Genomic DNA, 18,161 nt, shown 5'->3' with positions numbered 1-18,161 from the left:
AAAAGCTGACCCCCGCCGGTGCAATCCGCGCCGGTGGGGGTTAGTTTGTCACGGGGGAAAAGAACGTGTCAGCGACAGAAATCGACTTTTACGAATTGCTCGAATGCGAGCGGACGGCCGACGACAAGACGATCAAGTCGTCCTATCGCAAACTTGCCATGAAGTGGCATCCGGACAAGAACCCGGGCGACAAGGAAGCGGAAACCCGCTTCAAGATGATTAGCGTCGCCTACGATTGCCTGAAGGATCCTCAAAAGCGAGCCGCTTACGACCGCTATGGCCATGCCGCGTTCCAGAACGGAGGCGGCGCAGGCCCCGGCGGCGGGGACTTTGGCGACATCGGTGATATCTTCGAATCCATCTTTGGCCAGGCGTTCGGTGGTGGCGGCGGTCGTCAGCAGGCGCGCCGTGGTGCCGACTTGCGCTACGACATGGAAATCGGCCTGGAAGACGCGTTCCATGGCAAGAAGACCGAGATCGAGATCGAAGTTTCCGCGGCATGCGAGCCGTGCCACGGCTCCGGTGCGGAGCCCGGAACCGGTGCGCGCCGGTGCAACATGTGCGGCGGCCACGGCAAGGTTCGCGCGCAGCAAGGTTTCTTCGTCGTCGAACGCACGTGCCCGACTTGTCACGGGCGCGGCGAGGTCATCGAAAAACCATGCCGTGCTTGCGGCGGTGAAGGCCGCGTGGACAAGACGCAGACCCTGGAGGTGGATATCCCGCCGGGCGTCGATTCCGGCACCCGCATCCGCTTGTCCGGCAAGGGTGAGGCGGGGCCGTTCGGTGCGCCTCCCGGTGATCTCTATATCTTCCTGCACGTCAGGCGTCACGCCGTGTTCGAACGGGAGAGCACGACGCTGATCACGCGCGTGCCGATTACGTTCACCACCGCGGCCCTGGGCGGCGAGATCGAGATTCCCGGTGTCGACGGCGAACGACTGTCGGTGATTATCCCCGCCGGTATCCAGTCCGGCAAACAGCTGCGCAAGCGCGGTGCGGGCATGCCCGTTTTGCAGGGCCGTGGCCGGGGTGACATGGTGATCGAAATCTCGGTGGAGACACCTACCAAGCTCTCCGCCCGCCAGAAGGAATTGCTGCGGGAGTTGCAGGAAACCGAAACCGGCGAGGAGTGCCCAGGGTCTAAGGGCTTTTTCGAGCGTATCAAGGCGGCGTTCAGCGGCTTGGCCGACTGAGACGGTCGCCAATCCTTGGCGTTTGGCATCCAGGCCTAGCGAGCAGGATACGGCCAATCAGGAGCCAAAATCTTGGCGGCGCTTTTCCCCCGGATGCGCTCCTCTCTCGATGCCTGGCTTTTTTCCGCGCTGGTCGTGCTGTGTATCGCGGTGGGGGCCCGGTTGTGGCTGCATCAGCACCCGGCCTACGATCCCTGGGCGCCGCTGGCGCTATCGGATGCACCCGGAGGTTGGGCAATGCGCGCGAAAATCGCGCAGTTGCGCGCCGAGCCTGCGTCCTGCCGGGCGTTTCTTGAACGCAGCGAGATTGCTTTCGAAGTCCTGCCACCGACCGGGGAAGGGACGTGCCGCCGCGAAGACCGGCAGGTGCTTACGCCGGACCGCCAGCTTGGCCTCGTCCTGTCGCCCGCCCGCAGCGAGGCGACATGCGCAATCGGAGCCGCTCTTGCGCGCTGGCTGGTGCATGGCGTTCAGCCCCAAGCCAAAGCGATACTAGGCTCTCGCGTGGTAGCCCTGGAACACTACGGCACGAACAACTGTCGTCGTATAGGCGGTGGCGGGACCGGCTCATGGAGCGAACATGCGACGGGTAACGCTATCGACATCGCCGCATTCAAACTGGCCGACGGGCGGCGGGTTTCCGTTCTCAAGGATCGGCGTGTGGATGGAGACGAGGCGCGATTTTTGAAAGGCGTGCGCGATGCCGCATGCCTTGAATTCGCCACCGTCCTCTCGCCGGACTACAACGCGGCCCACGCCGATCACTTGCACCTCGACCAAGCCCAGCGAGCGGCGGGATGGTCCGCCTGTCGCTGAACAAACGCAACTGCCAGACATGTTTCGTCACATCCTTGTTGGCTGAGAGACATGGTTCGTGACGAGTGTTATGTCGCTCCTTCGAACCATGACGGGGCTATCGCGTCGCTGATCCCCATGAACCTGGTCGTGTCTTCAACGATCCGGCGGCTTTCGGGCAGCACTTCCGTGACTATCGCGTTCGCATTCGCTAGAGGTTGAGGACGAAAGAAAACGATGACATCGCCGCAAACCATTCTGCTTGTCGAAGACGATGGCGCTCTGCGCACCCTGACCGCGCGCGCCTTGCGCCAGAGTGGCTTCCATGTACTGACAGCCGCCACCGGCGCCGAAATGTGGATCACCCTGCGCGAAAGCTCCGTCGATCTGATCGTAATGGACATCATGTTGCCCGGCACCAGTGGCCTGGATCTGTTCCGCCGCCTGCGCCGCGAAAGCGACATCCCGATCATCTTCCTCAGCGCCCGCAGCAGCGAGGAAGACCGCGTTCTGGGGCTTGAGCTGGGTGCGGACGATTATCTGGTCAAGCCGTTCAGCACGCGGGAACTAGCGGCCCGGGTCAGCGCGGTACTGCGCCGGGGCAGTACAACCGGCGACAGCGCCATCGACGGCATCGCCGAGGGGCGCGGGCCAGATACGATCACCTTCGATGGCTGGCAGGTCTCACTGGCCCGGCGCGAGTTGCGCACCGCCACCGGCGCGATCGTGGACCTGACAGGCGCGGAGTTCGACCTGCTGATGACGTTCCTGGGATATCCGCAGCGAGTACTGGGTCGAGAGCGGCTGATGGAGCTTTCCCGCTCGCGCATCGGGGATAGTTCTGATCGTAGCATCGACGTTCTGGTCAGCCGTCTGCGCCGCAAGCTGCAGGCGGGCGGGTGCGATGCCCCGATCGTGACGGTTCGCGGCGTCGGCTACATGTTCAAGGCGGATGTGAAGCGCGGTTGATGCTGGCCAGGGGGCGGGCCTTGATCCGGCGGCTTGGGCTGCCGGAACGCCTGCTGGCGGTGCTCATCGTCGTCCTGATCGTCGATTTTGGAGCGAGCTCGTTCCTGTTCGAGCGGGTCAATTCCTTTGAGCTGCGCCGCGACGATGCCGAGCGTATCGCCGAGAATCTCTTTCTGGCCAGTCGTGCCTTGGAGCGCACCGCACCGGACGATCGTGACGCCTTTGCCAAAGCGTTCAGCACACGTGGTTTTCGCGTGGAGATTATGTTGCCCATCAGTCCGACGCAGGCCGGGATAGGGCTGACCCGCTTGCGGTCACAAGTGTTGGATATCGAGCCAAGTCTAGCGCTCGCCGACCTCCAGCTGCACTTGGAGGGACTGCCCGGCCGCGGCAATATCGGCGGTTCCATGCGGCTTGCGGACGGCAGTTTGCTGCGGTTCCACACGCATGCCAACTCCGCGTGGAAACTCACCGTCGGTCGCGTCATCAGCTTGGTGCTGCCCACCATCCTCCTGATCGCGCTGGGCTGGGTGCTGTTACGTGCGACTTTGCGGCCGCTGCGGCAATTGATCTCTGCCACGCGCCAATTGGGCGCCGGGCCACCGGTAGCCTTGCCGGAACGCGGCCCCGATGAATTGCGCAGCCTGATCCGCGCCCTCAACCAAATGCAGGATCGGATTCACAAATCGCTGACGGATCGCACGCAGACGATGCTGGCGATCGGGCACGATTTGAAGACGCCACTGGCGCGAATGCGGCTGAGGCTGGACGACGACGCCATCGACCCCGAGGTTCGCGACGGCCTGAACCACGACATCGATGAAATGCGCATGCTGCTGGAATCGATCCAGGCCTATGTCGACAGCGATGGGCGATCGATCCAGCAGGAGCGTATCGACCTGGCCGTAATGGCTGAGACGCTGGTGGACACGGCCGCCGATCACGGCGCGGACGCAACGTACTCCGGCGCGTCCAGTCTGGAGATCAAGGCAAGGCCGGTGGCGATCCGGCGGGCGCTGTCGAACCTGATCGAAAACGCGATTCACTACGGCGGCAATGTCCGCGTTCATGTCTCGGCCGTAAAGGATCGGGCGGAGATCAGGATTGACGATGACGGGCCGGGAATTCCCGAGGATCGGATTATCGATGCGTTGCAACCCTTTGTCCGCCTGGATACCGCGCGCAGTCGCGACACGGCCGGGATGGGGCTTGGTTTGGCGATCGTGCGCAAGGCCGTGCGCGCCGAGCAAGGAACGCTGCGGCTGAGCAATCGGGCGGAGGGCGGCTTGCGAGCGACGATCCGTCTGCCTTTTCCGCGCGACTGACCGCGCCCAGTACTCCGTCCGGCGGTTACGCCGCGGCGCAGCAAAACTTCGTTACATGCGCGACGGCGCCGGGAAAATCTCCCTGCGTAGCTCTGTACCCTAACCGCGGCCCGCCCTCGGGTCGCGAATATCCATAAGAGAAGGGTCAGAAACGTGAACGAGTTGATCGGACGTGTCTTTAATTTCGAAAAGACGACCTTCCCCGCCAGCAGCGAGCTGTTCCTCAAGCTGACGACCCATGGGCAGGAGCCCAAGGCCCTGATGATTTCCTGCGCGGACTCCCGCGTCGTGCCTGAGCAGATCATGCAGGCCCAGCCTGGCGACTTGTTTGTGTGCCGTAACGCCGGCAACATGGTGCCTCCTTACGCCACGCAGAACGGCGGCGTTACCTCGACCGTCGAGTATGCCGTGGTGGCGCTGGGTATCCGCGACATCATCGTCTGCGGTCACTCGGACTGTGGCGCGATGAAGGCGCTGAGCAACCCGGTCGGCCTGGAAGCGATGCCCAACGTTGCCGCTTGGCTGCGCCACGGCAGCGCTGCGGAAAATGTCGTCAGCACCTGCAACCCTGAACTCGACGGCACTGAGCGCGTTCGCGCCGTGAGCCTGGAGAACGTGCTGGCGCAGCTGAACAACCTGCGCACGCATCCATCGGTGGCGGCGGCCATGGCCCGTGGCGAACTGTCGCTCCATGGCTGGTTCGCCGACATTCATGAAGGCCAGATTTTGGCGCTTGATGGTGAAACCGGAGAGTTCGTGCCGTTGCGTGAAGACCGCGAGCTGCCGGTCGCGATCCCTGCGCGCCAGCGCGGCACCCGCGTCCTTCAAGAAGCGGCTGAATGACCGCCGCGACCTCTTCGGCGAGCCAGGTGACGGAGGGGCGTAGCGGCCCCTTCTCACACTTCTCCCGCGATTTCACCGCGTCGATCGTGGTGTTCCTGGTCGCCATGCCATTGTGCATGGGGATCGCCATCGCATCCGGCGTGCCCCCCGAAAAGGGACTTGTCACCGGGATCATCGGCGGCATCGTCGTCGGTCTCCTGGCAGGCTCTCCGTTGCAGGTCAGCGGTCCGGCGGCAGGCCTTGCCGTCATCGTTTTCGAATTTGTCCGTGAGCATGGGCTTGAGGCGCTTGGGCCCGTTCTGCTGCTGGCGGGCGTGGTGCAGTTGATCGCGGGCTGGGCAAAGCTGGGCGGCTTGTTCCGGGCGATCAGCCCGGCGGTCGTCCATGGTATGCTGGCCGGCATTGGCGCGCTGATCGTCATCGGCCAATTCCACATTCTTTTCGATGAAAAGCCGATGTCGAGCGGCTTGCAGAACATGGCGATGATGCCCACGCGCGTTCTCGGTCTCGACTTTACAGATGCAGCCGCCACCGAACTGGCGCTGGCGCTCGGCCTTCTGACCATCGCAGTGATGCTGGGTTGGGAGAAGCTGCGCCCGAAGTCGATGTCGCTGGTGCCTGGAGCGCTTCTGGGCGTACTCGCCGCCACGCTGGCGGCTTGGTCGCTGGGGCTGGGTGTCGCCCGCATCGAGGTGCCGGCATCGCTGAGCGCCGCCTTCGCCTTGCCCACGACAACCGCCTGGTTCGCCCCGCTTGCCAATCCCGCCTTGATCGTGGCGGCCTTGGCGATCGCCTTCATCGCCAGCGCCGAAACGCTGCTGTCCGCAGCTGCGGTGGATCGGATGCACGACGGCGTGCGCACCAATTACGACAAGGAACTGCGGGCGCAGGGCCTGGGCAACTTCCTATGCGGCGTGTTCGGCGCATTGCCGATGACCGGCGTTATCGTCCGCAGTTCGGCTAACGTGCAGGCCGGTGCCAAGACGCGGCTTTCCACGGTCCTGCACGGTGTGTGGATCCTTGGCTTCGTGGCCTTGCTTCCGTGGGTGCTGCGTGAGGTGCCAATGGCGGCGCTGGGCGGTATCCTTGTGGTGACCGGATGGCGGCTCGTCAGCCTCAAGCATGTGGAGCATCTGTTCAAGGCCCACGGCTATCTGCCGGCGGCGATCTGGGCGGTGACCTTCGTGCTGGTGGTGACGACGGACCTGCTGACCGGCGTGTTGGTCGGTCTGGGACTGTCGCTCATCGAGGTTCTGCCGCACCTGCGTGATATCCGCCTGCGCGTCAGTGAGCATGGTGACGAGGGCGCGCACCGCGTGGAACTATCAGGTGCGGCGACGTTCCTGGGCCTTACCCGGCTCAACGCCGTGCTGGAGCGCCAGCCCGCCGACCGGGCCATCCACCTTGATCTGGACAAGGTGAAGGCGATGGATCACACCACCGCCGAAACGCTGACGGAATGGATCAATCGCCACCGCACGCGGGGCAACAACGTCCGAGTTACCGGGCCTGCCAGCTTGTTGCGACCGCTTCCGGTCTAATTCGGCCTCTGAATACCCTCGCTCAACGGGCGGCTCGTATGATCGAGCCGCCCGTTTTCGTATGGCGGCCTCAGTATTACGCCGAGGGTGATTGTTTCATAGATTTGGCATTGATCCAGTGACCGGTCTGGGCTAAATATACTGCACTGCAGCGAAACGGACCGGTCACGTAACCATGGTCCGGCGGTGCAGCGCAGGGTGGAACGCCACAAACAATATGAGGGTGTTCCAACAATGAAAATGCGTCTCCTGGCCGGTGTTGCCAGCCTCGCCGCGGCCTATCTCGCTTCTGCTGCTCCCGCGTTGGCGCAGGATGCAGAAGTCAAGCCAATCACTGTCTCGGGCAGTGTCGGCATTGTCAGCGACTATCGGTTCCGCGGCGTTTCGCAGAGCGACAAGAACCTTGCCGTGCAGGGTGGTATCACCATCGCGCACGAAAGCGGCTTCTATATTGGCACCTGGGGTTCGAACCTGGCAGGTTGGGGCACGTTCGGCGGCGCCAACATGGAGCTGGACTTGATTGCCGGCTACAAGGCGCAACTGGGCCAAGGCGCGACGCTGGACGTGGGCGCGACCTGGTACATGTATCCGAGCGGCTTCAACAACACCGACTTCATCGAGCCTTACGCCAAGCTGTCGGGCACCACGGGCCCGCTCTCGCTGACCGCCGGCGTGGCTTACGCGCCCAAGCAGGAAGCTTTGGGCGCATGGTACGCCACTGGCGCCGATGCAGCTGCGGGCGTGTACACCAACCCGGGTGACAAGAACGACAACCTCTACCTGTGGGGCGACGGTGCGATCGGCGTGCCCAACACCGGCCTGACCGTGAAGGCTCACATCGGGTATTCCAACGGCAACAAGGGCCTCGGCCCGTTCGCGACCTCGGTTGCGCCGACCGGCGAGTACTGGGATTGGTTGATCGGCGCAGATTACGTCATCCCCAACACCCCGCTGACGGTTGGTGTCGCCTATATCGATACCGACATCAGCAAGCGTGAATCCGCTTACCTGCAGCCCAGCTTCTCGCGTGGGCAGGACGGTACCGGCACGATCGCCGGGTCGACCGTAGTCGCCTCGCTGACCGCCGCATTCTAAGGTAGCATCAAAGGGGGCTGGGATCGTGTTTGGGCGATCCCAGCCCCTTTTTATTCTGGCGCGGCGATGTAACGGGTTTCGAGGAACCGGCCGCGCACGGCCAGCGCATCCAAGTCATTGCGCGACAGATCGAGAGACATCGCCTCGATTTCCTTCGCGATGACGTGCAGGCCCTCCGTAACCTGGCGAGCCGGGGTCGATCCGGCATTCTCTCTGCCGCGCAGCGAGGACGGAATGCGGGTGTAGCTGTTGACAAGGCCCGGCAGATGTTCCGTCAGCAGCTTGCGTACCTCGCGCGAAGCAGGGGCGTTCGGGTCCAACGTCTCCAGTTGCGGCGCCAGCTGTTCCAGACGCACCCCGATCATGTCTATCGCATCGAGAGCGGGCGAGGGGAGGGCGTTGCGTTTGCCTTCCAGCCAAAGCTCGGTCGTGCCTGCAAGTTCTGCCAGATCAACTTCCGCCAGATCTTCCGATCTCGGTTTCGGGCTGGCTGGGTAGAGGGCCAATACCCAGAATGCGATGAACGCGATCAGCATTGCCAGGAGATAGGTGTTGTCTGGTAGGCCGCTGACGACAAGGCCAGCCCCGACGGTCACCACGGCGATCGCAACAACGGCCAATACCGCACGGCGCAAGCGGCGCATCCGCCACTCCCACCGCTTTTGCCGCGCCCGCCGCAGCCTCGCCGCACGTTGCCGCCGCGCCTCGCGCAGGATAGACAAGGGAACAGGTCGACGATCGCTTGGCATGGTGGTTTAGTCCAGAGACCCCAGCAAGCCCTTTTCGGCTGTCGCGCCCCGCGCCTCCAGCTTGGCGTCCGCCTGCCCCTGCGCGCGGGTGATGTACGCCTTCGACTTGCCCACTTCGCCCTCCAGCGCGACGACGGTTTGCTTCATGTTTTCGAGCGCCTTCATCTTGAAGGTGTCGATGGAATCCATGGTGTCGTAGATGTTCTGGAATGCGCGGCTGAGCGTCTCCAGCGGGATCGTGGCACCGGCGGCCTGTTCGTGGATACGCGCGGTATTGTCCTTAAGCATCCGGCCGGTGGCGTCGATGATATTGGCGGTCGTCGTGTTCAGCGCGGTGATCTGATCCAGCACCAGCTTTTGGCTGGTCATAGCCTGTGCCACGGTCACCGCGGTACGCAATGCGCCCACCGTCGTCGTCGAAGCGCGATCCACACCCTTGATCAGTTCCACATTGTTCTTCTTGACCAGATCGAGGGCCAGGTACCCCTGCACCGATACCGCCATCTGCGTCAGCAGATCCTGCGTTCGCTGGCGGACATAGAACAATGCCGTCTCGCGGATGGCCTTCGACTTGGCCGGATCGGAATGGTCCAGGTCTGCCGCGCTCTGTTCCAGTTCGCGGTCCAGCGCTTTTGACATGTGGATCATCTGTTCCAGCTTGCCGAGCGCCTTCCACAGGTTCTGCCGCTCCACGTCGATCGCCGCATTGTCCATCAGCAGCTCATCCTTGCCGCCTTGCAGGCGGGCCAGGATCGCGCTGATATGGCTTTGCGCGCTCTGATAGCTGTCGAAATAGTTCTTCAACTTGCTGCCGAACGGGATGACGCCGAAGATCTTGCGGGGCGCCAGCAAGTTGCCCTTGCGCGATGGGTCCAGGTCTTCGACCGTCCGACGCAGTTCCGCCAGATCGGCTCCGACGCCGCTGGTGCCGTCCATGGCGCGGACCGGGCGATCGAGGAAACGGTTTGACTGTCCGGCAGCCTCCGCGATTTCGCGCCGGCCCATGTTGGTGATCTCGTCCACGCGTTTGCCGAACTCGGGGGAGTTGGCATCCTGCGCGATCAGGTCGGAAACATATTCGGAGACGCGCAGGTCCAACTTAGACTTCTGCTCCTCACCCACGGGCACCAGTCCTGCCGCCCGTTCGGGGGTGACAGCGGGCACGGGATCAGGCGGAGTCAGCTTCAACTCGTCGGCCGCGTAGGTGTCGGGTGCCGCTGTCATGCTCCGGTGGTGCTCCGATGGTGATCCTGGTGCGTGAATCTAGGATGCGCGCGCAAAAGCACAAGGAAAAGCGCGGTCCGGATTTCAGGCGAGGCCACATCCCACGGCAACCAAATGACCCCCACCGAATTGCGACAAATGGCGGCGTGAATGCCCGGTATTCTGTTGAAGCGAGCGGGATTTTATGGCTTTATTACGAAGTATGAAAACGTCGCGCCGGGAACCCAAATTCGTCAAGGACCGTGCCGTCCAGGCCGGCGCTCTCGTAGCGTTGCTGTTGATGGGCGGGTTCGTCGTCGCGGGCCCCAGCGGCTTCCTCGCTTGGAGCGAGAATGAGCGGCTCCTGGTCCAGCATGAGAAGCAGATCGCACAATTGAATGAGTTGCGCGGCCAGCTGCGCAACCGCGTTGATTTGCTTGATCCGCATCAGGCCGACCCGGACCTTGCCGGCGAACTGCTGCGCCGGAACCTGAATGTTGCGCATCCTGACGAGATGGTGATGCTTCTGCCGCAGCAGCGGTAGTTTTTTCGCAAGGTCGTTGCGAGGATTAGAAAACGCAACCGTGATGGGTTTCTCTGCGCGGGTCAGGGTCCTATATCCTTGTAAGAATCGCACAAACATCAGGGAAACTGCTTTGTCGAACGCTGAGCCGTCGCCGTCAGAGATTGCCGAGCGGGAAGAGGATTTCGCGCTCCACAGCTTGGCTGAGAAGCACGCCGCCGATCGGCGTTACAAGGCCAGCAAGGAAGAATTGCTGCACTTCTATGAGCAGATGCTGCTTATCCGCCGGTTCGAAGAAAAGGCGGGGCAGCTTTATGGCCTCGGCCTCATTGGCGGGTTCTGCCACCTCTACATCGGCCAGGAAGCCGTCGCGGTCGGCCTGCAATCGGCACTGAAGGGTGGCCTGGACTCGGTCATCACCGGCTATCGTGATCATGGGCACATGCTGGCCTACGGCATCGATCCCAAGGTCATCATGGCTGAATTGACAGGCCGCCATTCGGGTATCTCGAAAGGCAAGGGCGGCTCCATGCACATGTTCAGCGTGGAGCATGGCTTCTACGGCGGTCACGGCATCGTCGGCGCGCAAGTGCCGCTGGGTTCGGGCTTGGCCTTTGCCCACAAGTACCGCGAGGATGGCGGCGTGACGCTGGCCTACTTTGGTGACGGCGCGGCCAACCAGGGCCAGGTCTACGAAAGCTTCAACATGGCCTCGCTATGGAAGCTGCCGATCATCTTCGTGATCGAAAACAATCAGTACGCGATGGGCACGGCGGTCAGCCGCTCTTCAGCGGAAACGCATTTCTATCGTCGCGGCACCGCGTTCCGCATCCCCGGGATGCAGGTCAACGGCATGGACGTGCTGGAAGTGCGCAAGGCGGCCGAGATCGCGATCGAGCATGTGCGCGGCGGCAACGGACCGGTTCTGATGGAGCTGAACACTTATCGCTATCGCGGCCACTCGATGTCGGACCCCGCCAAGTACCGCACGCGTGAAGAAGTGCAGGGCGTACGCGAAAAGCGTGACCCGATCGAACATGCGAAAACCGAGCTGATGGAAATGGGTGTGGCCGAAGCAAGCCTGAAGGAAATCGACAAGCGCGTGCGCGCCAGCGTTGGCCAGGCGGCCGACTTTGCCGAAAGCTCGCCCGAGCCGGATGCGTCCGAACTGTATACCGACGTTCTGGTGGAGACATACTGATGCCGGTCGAAGTAAAAATGCCGGCGCTTTCCCCCACGATGGAGGAGGGCAAGCTTGCCAAGTGGCTAGTCAAGGAAGGCGATGAGGTGTCCTCCGGTGACATTCTAGCCGAGATCGAGACCGACAAGGCGACGATGGAATTCGAAGCGGTCGACGAGGGCAAGGTCGGCAAGCTCGTCGTGCCGGAGGGCACGGACGGCGTGAAGGTCGGCTCCGTGATCGCCATCATGGCGGGCGAGGATGAGGACGTCTCCGAGGCGAGCGGTTCGCCCGAGCCCGCTCCTGAGGCCAAGGCCGATGAGCAGCCGGCAAAGGAAAAGCCCAAGGCCAAGAAGGGCGGCGCGCCCAAGGTCGAGGAACCCGAGAAAGACCTTAAGGCGGATGAGTCCAAGGCCGATAAGGCCAGTGAGAAGGACGACAAGGCCGAGCTGGAAACCGGAACCACCCAGCTTGGAAGCGACATCAAGCCCGCAAAGTCCGACGAAGTGCCGCACGGCGTCAATATGAAGACGGCGACGGTGCGCGAGGCCTTGCGCGATGCCATGGCCGAGGAAATGCGCCGGGACGAGCGCGTCTTCATCATGGGCGAGGAAGTCGCCGAGTACCAGGGCGCCTACAAGGTCACGCAAGGCTTGCTGGAGGAATTCGGCCCCAAGCGTGTGATCGACACGCCGATCACCGAGTACGGTTTTGCCGGTATCGGCACTGGTGCGGCGATGGGCGGCCTGCGTCCGATCGTAGAGTTCATGACGTTCAACTTCGCCATGCAGGCGATCGATCATATCATCAACTCTGCGGCGAAGACCAACTACATGTCTGGGGGCCAGATGCGCTGTCCGGTGGTGTTCCGTGGACCGAACGGCGCGGCAGCGCGCGTCGCGGCGCAGCACTCGCAGAACTACGGCCCTTGGTACGCATCGGTGCCGGGCCTGGTGGTGATCGCGCCTTATGACGCGTCGGACGCCAAGGGGCTGCTTAAGGCTGCGATCCGTTCCGAAGACCCGGTTGTGTTTCTGGAGAACGAGTTGGTCTATGGTCGATCGTTCGAACTGCCCGAGCTAGACGATCACGTCCTGCCGATCGGCAAGGCCCGTATCGTGCGGGAAGGTACGAGCGTGACGATCGTCTCCTACTCCATCGGCGTCGGCGTCTCGCTGGAAGCGGCTGAGAAGCTGGCGGGCGAAGGTATCGAAGTCGAAGTGGTGGACTTGCGGACTCTGCGTCCGCTGGACAAGGCTACCGTTCTGGAAAGCCTCAAGAAGACGAACCGCATGGTCGTCGTCGAGGAAGGTTTTCCGGTCTGTTCCATCGCGTCGGAAATCATCACGATCTGCATGGAGGAAGGCTTCGACGACCTCGATGCCCCGGTTCTGCGCGTCTGTGATGAGGATGTGCCGCTGCCCTACGCCGCCAACTTGGAGAAGGCGGCGTTGATCGACGTCGATCGCGTGATCGCGGCGGTGAAGAAGGTCTGCTATCGCTAAGGCTTGGAGGGCGTTACGCGCGAATGCCCGTTACGCCCGAAAGCTGTAGACGATCATGTCGCAGGACGATCCCCTTGTCGCCTCGCTTCCGGCGGTGGCCCAATTGTCGCTGGTCTATGCGTCGGCTTCGGCTCGGCAGCCGACGCTGGCGCTTCTTGCGCTGGATGCCCGGCTCGCAACGCTGATCCGGCGCTCCAGTGAGCCCATGCTGGCGCAGTTGCGTCTGGCCTGGTGGCGGGAGTCGATCGCACAGTCGCCACAAACCTGGCCTGAGGGCGAGCCTATCCTGGCTACGCTGCGCAGCTGGGGCAATCGGCATGCCGATGCCCAGACGCTGGTCGACGCCTGGGAGGCGATGACAGCGCCCTCACCCTTGGGCGCCGATGCCATGAGCAAATTCGCCGAGGGGCGTGGCGCGGCCTGCGCGGCCTTGGCCCTAGTGCTGGGATGCGCCCGCGATAAGCAGGCAGCGATGACGCTGGGCCGGATTTGGGCCGCGGAAGACCTCGCCACCCGTTTGGGGCGCGACGATGAGCGGGCGTTGGCCGCCACCCTGGCCGATGCGCAGCCCCGAAAGCTCCCGAGAGTCAGCCGCCCGTTGCGATCCTTGCGGGTGCTTGCCGGCCTTACACGCCGGCGTCGGGTGAGTGGCTCGGAAGCCGGTGCCGCTTCCCCCGCTGCGATGCTGGAAGCGCTCAAGCTGGGATTGCTGGGGCTTTAACCCCCTGCTAACCGGGCCGGCAGGGGGCTCAACAATGAATCGTATCGTGCTGGGCGCGGTTGCCGCGCTGCTTTTCGTGGCCGCTGGCCTGTTCTGGCTGCAAGGCCGGGCAGAGGTGGAGCGAGGCGCGCCGCCACCGATGCCGATCGCCTCGCGGTCTGGCCCGCCCGAACCGCTGCCCAGCGCCAATGTGGCCGGCCTGCGCGGACCGACACCGCCCGAAGCGATCGAGCAGACCAACGAACAGCGCCGCTTTCGCCGCTACGATCGCGATGGCGACGGGCGCATCACCCGTCACGAACTGCTTTCCACGCGCACGGCCGCGTTCCGCAAGCTGGACAAGGACGGCAATAACCTCCTTACTTTCGAGGAATGGGCGTCTGCCACGGTGGACAAGTTTGCGCAGGCCGATGCCGATCGTGATCTTGTCCTCACGCCGCAGGAATTCCGCACCACCGCGCCCCCGCCCAAACCGAAGGCCAAGTGCAGCTGCTAATGCGTCAGGCGGTCAATTCCGCGGGCTCTGCGCTGGTCAGCCATGTACTCAGATCGGCCTTCGCCCGCGACGTGTAAGCTTCTTTACGCTGCTTTTTCTTAACGTCGTGGAGAGGTGGGAAAAGCCCGAAGTTCACATTCATTGGCTGATAGCTGTCCGCCTCCGCATCGCCGGTGATGTGCGATAGCAGGGCCCCCAGCGCGGTCGTCCTGGGAGGCGGTGTCCACGTATCGCCGCTGATCTCGATCGCGGTCATCATTCCGGCAAGCAGGCCGATCGCGGCGCTTTCCACATAGCCCTCACACCCCGTGATCTGTCCGCCGAAGCGGATATGCGGCGCCGTCTTGAGCCGGAATTGCCGATCCAGCAGCACGGGCGAGTTCAGAAACGTGTTGCGATGCAGCCCGCCCAGGCGCGCAAATTCCGCATTTTCCAGGCCGGGAATCGTCCGAAACAGGCGCACTTGTTCGGCATGCTTAAGCTTGGTTTGGAAGCCGACCATGTTCCAGATCGTGCCTAGCTTGTTGTCCTGGCGCAGCTGCACGACGGCGTGGGGCCAGCGACCGGTGCGGGGATCGTCCAGGCCGACCGGCTTCATCGGCCCGAAGCGCAAGGTGTCCAGGCCGCGCTCGGCCATGACTTCGATCGGCATGCAGCCGTCGAAGTAGGGCGTGTTCGCCTCCCATTCCTTGAACGAGGTTTTTTCGCCCGCCAGCAGGCCCGCGTGGAAAGCGAGGTACTGCTCCTTGTTCATCGGGCAGTTGATGTAGTCCTTGGTTTCACCCTTGTCCCAGCGTGAGGCCATCCAGCAGATGTCCATGTCGATCGTGTCGCGATGGACGATCGGGGCGATGGCATCGAAGAAGGCCAGACTGTCCGCCCCCGTCGCTGCGCCGATGCTGTCCGCCAGCGATGCCGCGGTCAGCGGGCCGGTGGCGACGATGGTGAGGCCACTTTCGGGCAGGCAATCGATGCGCTCGCGCACGATTTCCAGCGTGGGTTGAGCAGCAAGGGCGGCCTCCACTTCGGCGGAGAAAACATCGCGGTCCACCGCCAGAGCAGATCCGGCCGGCACCTGCGCCTTGGCGGCGGCAGTCATCACGAGTGAGTCCAGCTGGCGCATTTCGTGGTGCAGCAGGCCTACCGCGTTCTTCTCGTCATCATCCGATCGGAACGAGTTCGAGCAGACGAGTTCGGCCAGCGCATCGGTCTGGTGCGCCGGCGAACGTTCACCCGCGCCGCGCATTTCGGAAAGTCGCACGCGGACGCCGCGACGGGCGAGTTGCCAAGCTGCCTCGCTGCCCGCCAGGCCGCCGCCGATGATGTGAACTTGGTGGGTCATGAAATTGGCCTAAGCATCTGGATAGAGATCAGGTTACCCGGCGACCGGCAATCTGATCCTGCCGTCGTCGCCAAGTTCCACTGGGCCGTAAGCCATGACCGTCGAAAGCGGGAGTTCGCCATAGATGTGCGGAAACAGCGCGCCACCGCGTGAGGGTTCCCACTTCACCGCATCACTCAGCACTTCGAGGTCGACCGCAGCGATGTGCAAGCCTGACTGGCCGGCGAAGTGCTTCGCCACCGTCTCGTCAAGCTGGTCCGCGGTCGACAAGTGGATGTAGCCATCCGCCAGATCGACCGGGGCGCCCGCGAACGTTCCGTCTGCCTCCAACTGCGCCATCTGCTCGGCAGTCAGCACCTTGTAGGCAACGGATGCCGTCATGCGTCGTCTCCGTCCGCATCCTCGTCATTCGGGTCCAGATCGTCGCGGTCGATTTCGATCGGGATTTCGACCTCGTCGGCACTGCGGGCCACCATCTCTTCCACGATCGCGGCTTCCGCCTCGTTCTCAGGCTCCGGGTTGTCATCGATGCGCACGGCGCTGACGACGTGCTCGTTCTTGCCGACATCGAACAGCTTCACACCGGCGCTGTTACGACCGATCACGCGCAGCGAATCCAGGCCGATGCGGATCAGCTTGGCCTGATCGGTTACCAGCATCAGCTGATCAGCCTTGGTCGCGGCGAAGCTCGCCACAACGGGGCCATTGCGTGCCACGTTGTCGATGTTGGTGATGCCTTGCCCACCTCGCCCGGTGCGGCGATATTCGTAGGCGGAAGACAGCTTGCCATAGCCGTTCGCGCAGACCGTCAGGATGAATTGTTCACCCAAGGACATCTCGGCGAAACGGTCCGCCGGCATATCGGGATCGCCTTCCTTCTCGGTCTTCCAAGGCGCAAAGCGGAGGTATGCCTCACGCTCTTCGGCAGTAGTGCCTATGCGGTGTAGGATCGAGAGCGAAACGACTTCGTCATCGGGCTTGAGGCTCATGCCGCGCACGCCGGTGGACGTGCGGCTCTGGAATTCGCGCACATCGTCGCCTGCAAAGCGGATCGCCTTGCCCTGGCGGGTGGCCAGCAGGACATCGTCCTCGGCCCCGAGCAGCGCGACACCGATCAGGCGATCAGCACTGTCATCCTCAAAGCGCATGGCGAACTTGCCGTTGCTGGGAATGTTCGCGAAGGCATCCATCGCATTGCGGCGGACGTTGCCCTTGGCCGTGGCGAAGACAACGTGCAGCGCCCCCCAGGTGCCTTCGTCTTCAGGCAGCGGAAGCACCGTGGCGATCGTCTCGTCCTTGTCCAGCGAAGGCAGGAGGTTGACGATCGGGCGGCCGCGCGTGGTTGGTCCACCTTCGGGCAGGCGCCATACCTTGAGGCGATAGACCTTGCCGCTGGTGGAGAAGAACAGCACCGGATTGTGCGTCGAGGTGACGAACATCTCGGACACGACATCTTCGTCCTTCGTCGCCATGCCGGCACGGCCCTTGCCACCGCGATTTTGCGCGCGGAAAGTGGAAAGGGGCGTGCGCTTGATGTAGCCGTCCATCGTGACGGTGACGACCATGTCGTCCCGCTCGATCAGATCTTCATCATCGATGCCATCTGCGGCGGCGACGATCTCGGACAAGCGCGGTGTCGCGAAGGCACGCACCGCCTCCAGTTCCTCGCACATGACCTTATAAAGCTTGGTCCGGTCGGCAAGGATCGCGAGGAACTCCTCGATCTTGACCGCCAGTTCCTTCAGTTCATCACCGATCTCGTCACGGCCGAGCGCGGTGAGGCGATGAAGCCGCAAGTCGAGGATGGCGCGGACCTGCGTTTCGGAGAGGCGATAGCTGCCGCCGGTCTCTTCCGCGTTGGGCTCGATCGCTTCGACCAGCCGAATATAGGGTGCGATGTCACCAATGGGCCATTCGCGCGCCATCAGGCGGCTGCGGGCTTCGCCGGGGTTCGGTGCGCCACGGATGATCTTCACTACTTCGTCGAGATTCGAGACCGCAACGACCAGGCCAAGCAAGATATGCGCCCGATCGCGCGCCTTGTTCAGCTCGAACTTGGTGCGGCGAGTGATGACCTCTTCGCGGAACTGGATGAAGGCCTGGATGATATCGCGCAGCGACAGGATTTCGGGGCGGCCGCCACGAATCGCCAGCATGTTCGCCGGGAAGCTCGATTGCGCGGGGGTGTGCCGCCACAACTGATTGAGCACGACCTCAGGCGTCGCTTCGCGCTTGAGGTCCATCACGATGCGCACGCCGAGGCGATTGGATTCATCGCGGATGTCGGCGATGCCTTCGATCCGCTTTTCCTTGGCGGCGTCGGCGATCTTCTCGACCAGGCCGGACTTACCCACCTGGAACGGTATCGAGGTCAGCACGATCGAGCGGCCGCCGCGGTTGGAGCCTCGCGCTTCTTCGATCTCATAGCGGCACCGCATGATGACCGACCCGCGTCCAGTTATATATGCCGCTCGCGCTCCCGCCTTGCCGAGGATCAGCGGCGCCGTGGGGAAGTCTGGCCCAGGGATGATTTCGAACAGCTCTTCCGCGCTGATCGCCGGATTATTGATGTAGGCGAGGCAGCCGTCGATCACTTCGCCCAGGTTGTGGGGCGGAATGTTGGTGGCCATGCCGACGGCGATACCGCCCGCGCCATTGACCAGCAGATTGGGGAAGCGCGC

At 63.1% G+C, this 18,161-nt stretch carries 17 protein-coding genes; 11 read left to right on the top strand and 6 right to left on the bottom strand.

Features of this window, described 5'->3' with window-relative positions:
- Positions 1–65 precede the first annotated feature (65 nt).
- The 7 genes from dnaJ to ACHWRX_RS01455 all read left to right on the top strand — a co-directional run bounded on the left by dnaJ (position 66) and on the right by ACHWRX_RS01455 (position 7,761).
- A complete protein-coding gene (gene dnaJ, locus ACHWRX_RS01485) occupies positions 66–1,193 on the top strand; it encodes a molecular chaperone DnaJ (protein WP_394657825.1) in 1,128 nt (375 codons plus the stop codon).
- 72 nt (positions 1,194–1,265) lie between these two features.
- Positions 1,266–2,009 (top strand): extensin family protein, encoded by a 744-nt coding sequence (locus ACHWRX_RS01480; protein WP_394657824.1) that lies wholly within the window; start codon positions 1,266–1,268, stop codon positions 2,007–2,009.
- A 216-nt stretch (positions 2,010–2,225) separates the two neighbouring features.
- Positions 2,226–2,957 (top strand): response regulator transcription factor, encoded by a 732-nt coding sequence (locus tag ACHWRX_RS01475; protein WP_394657823.1) that lies wholly within the window; start codon positions 2,226–2,228, stop codon positions 2,955–2,957.
- Positions 2,957–4,282 carry an ATP-binding protein gene (locus ACHWRX_RS01470; protein ID WP_394657822.1) on the top strand — a complete coding sequence of 442 codons (1,326 nt, stop codon included), beginning with the start codon at positions 2,957–2,959 and terminating at the stop codon, positions 4,280–4,282. Before ACHWRX_RS01475 ends, ACHWRX_RS01470 begins: the two co-directional genes overlap by 1 nt.
- 153 nt (positions 4,283–4,435) lie before the next feature.
- Positions 4,436–5,125: a carbonic anhydrase gene (locus tag ACHWRX_RS01465; protein WP_394657821.1), complete on the top strand. Its 690-nt coding sequence runs from the start codon at positions 4,436–4,438 to the stop codon at positions 5,123–5,125.
- Positions 5,122–6,666, top strand: a complete 1,545-nt coding sequence (locus tag ACHWRX_RS01460) for a SulP family inorganic anion transporter (protein WP_394657820.1) — start codon at positions 5,122–5,124, stop codon at positions 6,664–6,666. Before ACHWRX_RS01465 ends, ACHWRX_RS01460 begins: the two co-directional genes overlap by 4 nt.
- 234 nt (positions 6,667–6,900) lie before the next feature.
- The gene (locus ACHWRX_RS01455) at positions 6,901–7,761 is read left to right on the top strand and encodes a TorF family putative porin (protein ID WP_183617684.1); all 861 of its coding nucleotides are present in this window, start codon (positions 6,901–6,903) and stop codon (positions 7,759–7,761) included.
- 50 nt (positions 7,762–7,811) lie between these two features.
- Here ACHWRX_RS01455 and ACHWRX_RS01450 read toward each other — a convergent pair whose 3' ends face one another.
- From ACHWRX_RS01450 to ACHWRX_RS01440, 3 genes are all read right to left on the bottom strand, one after another.
- On the bottom strand, positions 7,812–8,405 hold the full coding sequence (locus ACHWRX_RS01450) for a hypothetical protein (RefSeq protein WP_242867204.1): 594 nt from the start codon (positions 8,403–8,405) through the stop codon (positions 7,812–7,814).
- Between the two features lie 111 nt (positions 8,406–8,516).
- Positions 8,517–9,734 carry a toxic anion resistance protein gene (locus ACHWRX_RS01445; RefSeq protein WP_394657819.1) on the bottom strand — a complete coding sequence of 406 codons (1,218 nt, stop codon included), beginning with the start codon at positions 9,732–9,734 and terminating at the stop codon, positions 8,517–8,519.
- A gap of 193 nt (positions 9,735–9,927) precedes the next feature.
- Entirely contained in the window at positions 9,928–10,356 is a 429-nt protein-coding gene (locus tag ACHWRX_RS01440; protein WP_394657818.1) for a hypothetical protein, read from the bottom strand.
- 13 nt (positions 10,357–10,369) lie between these two features.
- On the opposite strand from ACHWRX_RS01440, the gene pdhA reads away from it, so the two are divergent.
- Genes pdhA through ACHWRX_RS01420 form a run of 4 tightly spaced genes read left to right on the top strand, consistent with a single transcriptional unit; the run spans position 10,370 to position 14,138 of the window.
- On the top strand, positions 10,370–11,437 hold the full coding sequence (gene pdhA / locus ACHWRX_RS01435) for a pyruvate dehydrogenase (acetyl-transferring) E1 component subunit alpha (RefSeq protein WP_394657817.1): 1,068 nt from the start codon (positions 10,370–10,372) through the stop codon (positions 11,435–11,437).
- Positions 11,437–12,921: a pyruvate dehydrogenase complex E1 component subunit beta gene (locus tag ACHWRX_RS01430; protein ID WP_394657816.1), complete on the top strand. Its 1,485-nt coding sequence runs from the start codon at positions 11,437–11,439 to the stop codon at positions 12,919–12,921. Before pdhA ends, ACHWRX_RS01430 begins: the two co-directional genes overlap by 1 nt.
- Positions 12,922–12,976: 55 nt before the next feature.
- Positions 12,977–13,642 (top strand): hypothetical protein, encoded by a 666-nt coding sequence (locus ACHWRX_RS01425; RefSeq protein ID WP_394657815.1) that lies wholly within the window; start codon positions 12,977–12,979, stop codon positions 13,640–13,642.
- 34 nt (positions 13,643–13,676) lie between these two features.
- A complete protein-coding gene (locus tag ACHWRX_RS01420) occupies positions 13,677–14,138 on the top strand; it encodes an EF-hand domain-containing protein (protein ID WP_288415935.1) in 462 nt (153 codons plus the stop codon).
- A gap of 4 nt (positions 14,139–14,142) precedes the next feature.
- On the opposite strand, the gene trmFO is transcribed toward ACHWRX_RS01420, so the two are convergent.
- From trmFO to ACHWRX_RS01405, 3 genes are all read right to left on the bottom strand, one after another.
- On the bottom strand, positions 14,143–15,480 hold the full coding sequence (trmFO, locus tag ACHWRX_RS01415) for a methylenetetrahydrofolate--tRNA-(uracil(54)-C(5))-methyltransferase (FADH(2)-oxidizing) TrmFO (RefSeq protein ID WP_394657814.1): 1,338 nt from the start codon (positions 15,478–15,480) through the stop codon (positions 14,143–14,145).
- A gap of 33 nt (positions 15,481–15,513) precedes the next feature.
- Positions 15,514–15,861 (bottom strand): DUF952 domain-containing protein, encoded by a 348-nt coding sequence (locus tag ACHWRX_RS01410; RefSeq protein WP_394657813.1) that lies wholly within the window; start codon positions 15,859–15,861, stop codon positions 15,514–15,516.
- Positions 15,858–18,161: DNA gyrase subunit A (locus ACHWRX_RS01405; RefSeq protein ID WP_394657812.1), on the bottom strand; the 2,304-nt coding region annotated here is incomplete at its 5' end. The genes ACHWRX_RS01405 and ACHWRX_RS01410, both read right to left, overlap by 4 nt.

The sequence above is a fragment of the uncultured Novosphingobium sp. genome (assembly GCF_964277725.1).
In the GTDB taxonomy this organism is placed as follows: Bacteria; Pseudomonadota; Alphaproteobacteria; order Sphingomonadales; family Sphingomonadaceae; genus Novosphingobium; species Novosphingobium fluoreni.
Note: the sequence above shows the minus strand (reverse complement) of the source record. Positions and strands in the feature narration are given on the sequence as shown.

Bases quoted from the DNA above. Each gene is read 5' to 3' on its own strand.
- ACHWRX_RS01475 (WP_394657823.1), top strand. From the start codon at position 2,226: ATGACATCGCCGCAAACCATTCTGCTTGTCGAAGACGATGGCGCTCTG.
- ACHWRX_RS01460 (WP_394657820.1), top strand. From the start codon at position 5,122: ATGACCGCCGCGACCTCTTCGGCGAGCCAGGTGACGGAGGGGCGTAGC.
- ACHWRX_RS01470 (WP_394657822.1), top strand. From the start codon at position 2,957: ATGCTGGCCAGGGGGCGGGCCTTGATCCGGCGGCTTGGGCTGCCGGAA.
- ACHWRX_RS01425 (WP_394657815.1), top strand. From the start codon at position 12,977: ATGTCGCAGGACGATCCCCTTGTCGCCTCGCTTCCGGCGGTGGCCCAA.
- ACHWRX_RS01410 (WP_394657813.1), bottom strand. From the start codon at position 15,861: ATGACGGCATCCGTTGCCTACAAGGTGCTGACTGCCGAGCAGATGGCG.
- ACHWRX_RS01445 (WP_394657819.1), bottom strand. From the start codon at position 9,734: ATGACAGCGGCACCCGACACCTACGCGGCCGACGAGTTGAAGCTGACT.
- ACHWRX_RS01450 (WP_242867204.1), bottom strand. From the start codon at position 8,405: ATGCGCCGCTTGCGCCGTGCGGTATTGGCCGTTGTTGCGATCGCCGTG.
- ACHWRX_RS01440 (WP_394657818.1), bottom strand. From the start codon at position 10,356: ATGTTTGTGCGATTCTTACAAGGATATAGGACCCTGACCCGCGCAGAG.
- ACHWRX_RS01455 (WP_183617684.1), top strand. From the start codon at position 6,901: ATGAAAATGCGTCTCCTGGCCGGTGTTGCCAGCCTCGCCGCGGCCTAT.
- trmFO (WP_394657814.1), bottom strand. From the start codon at position 15,480: ATGACCCACCAAGTTCACATCATCGGCGGCGGCCTGGCGGGCAGCGAG.
- ACHWRX_RS01430 (WP_394657816.1), top strand. From the start codon at position 11,437: ATGCCGGTCGAAGTAAAAATGCCGGCGCTTTCCCCCACGATGGAGGAG.
- ACHWRX_RS01420 (WP_288415935.1), top strand. From the start codon at position 13,677: ATGAATCGTATCGTGCTGGGCGCGGTTGCCGCGCTGCTTTTCGTGGCC.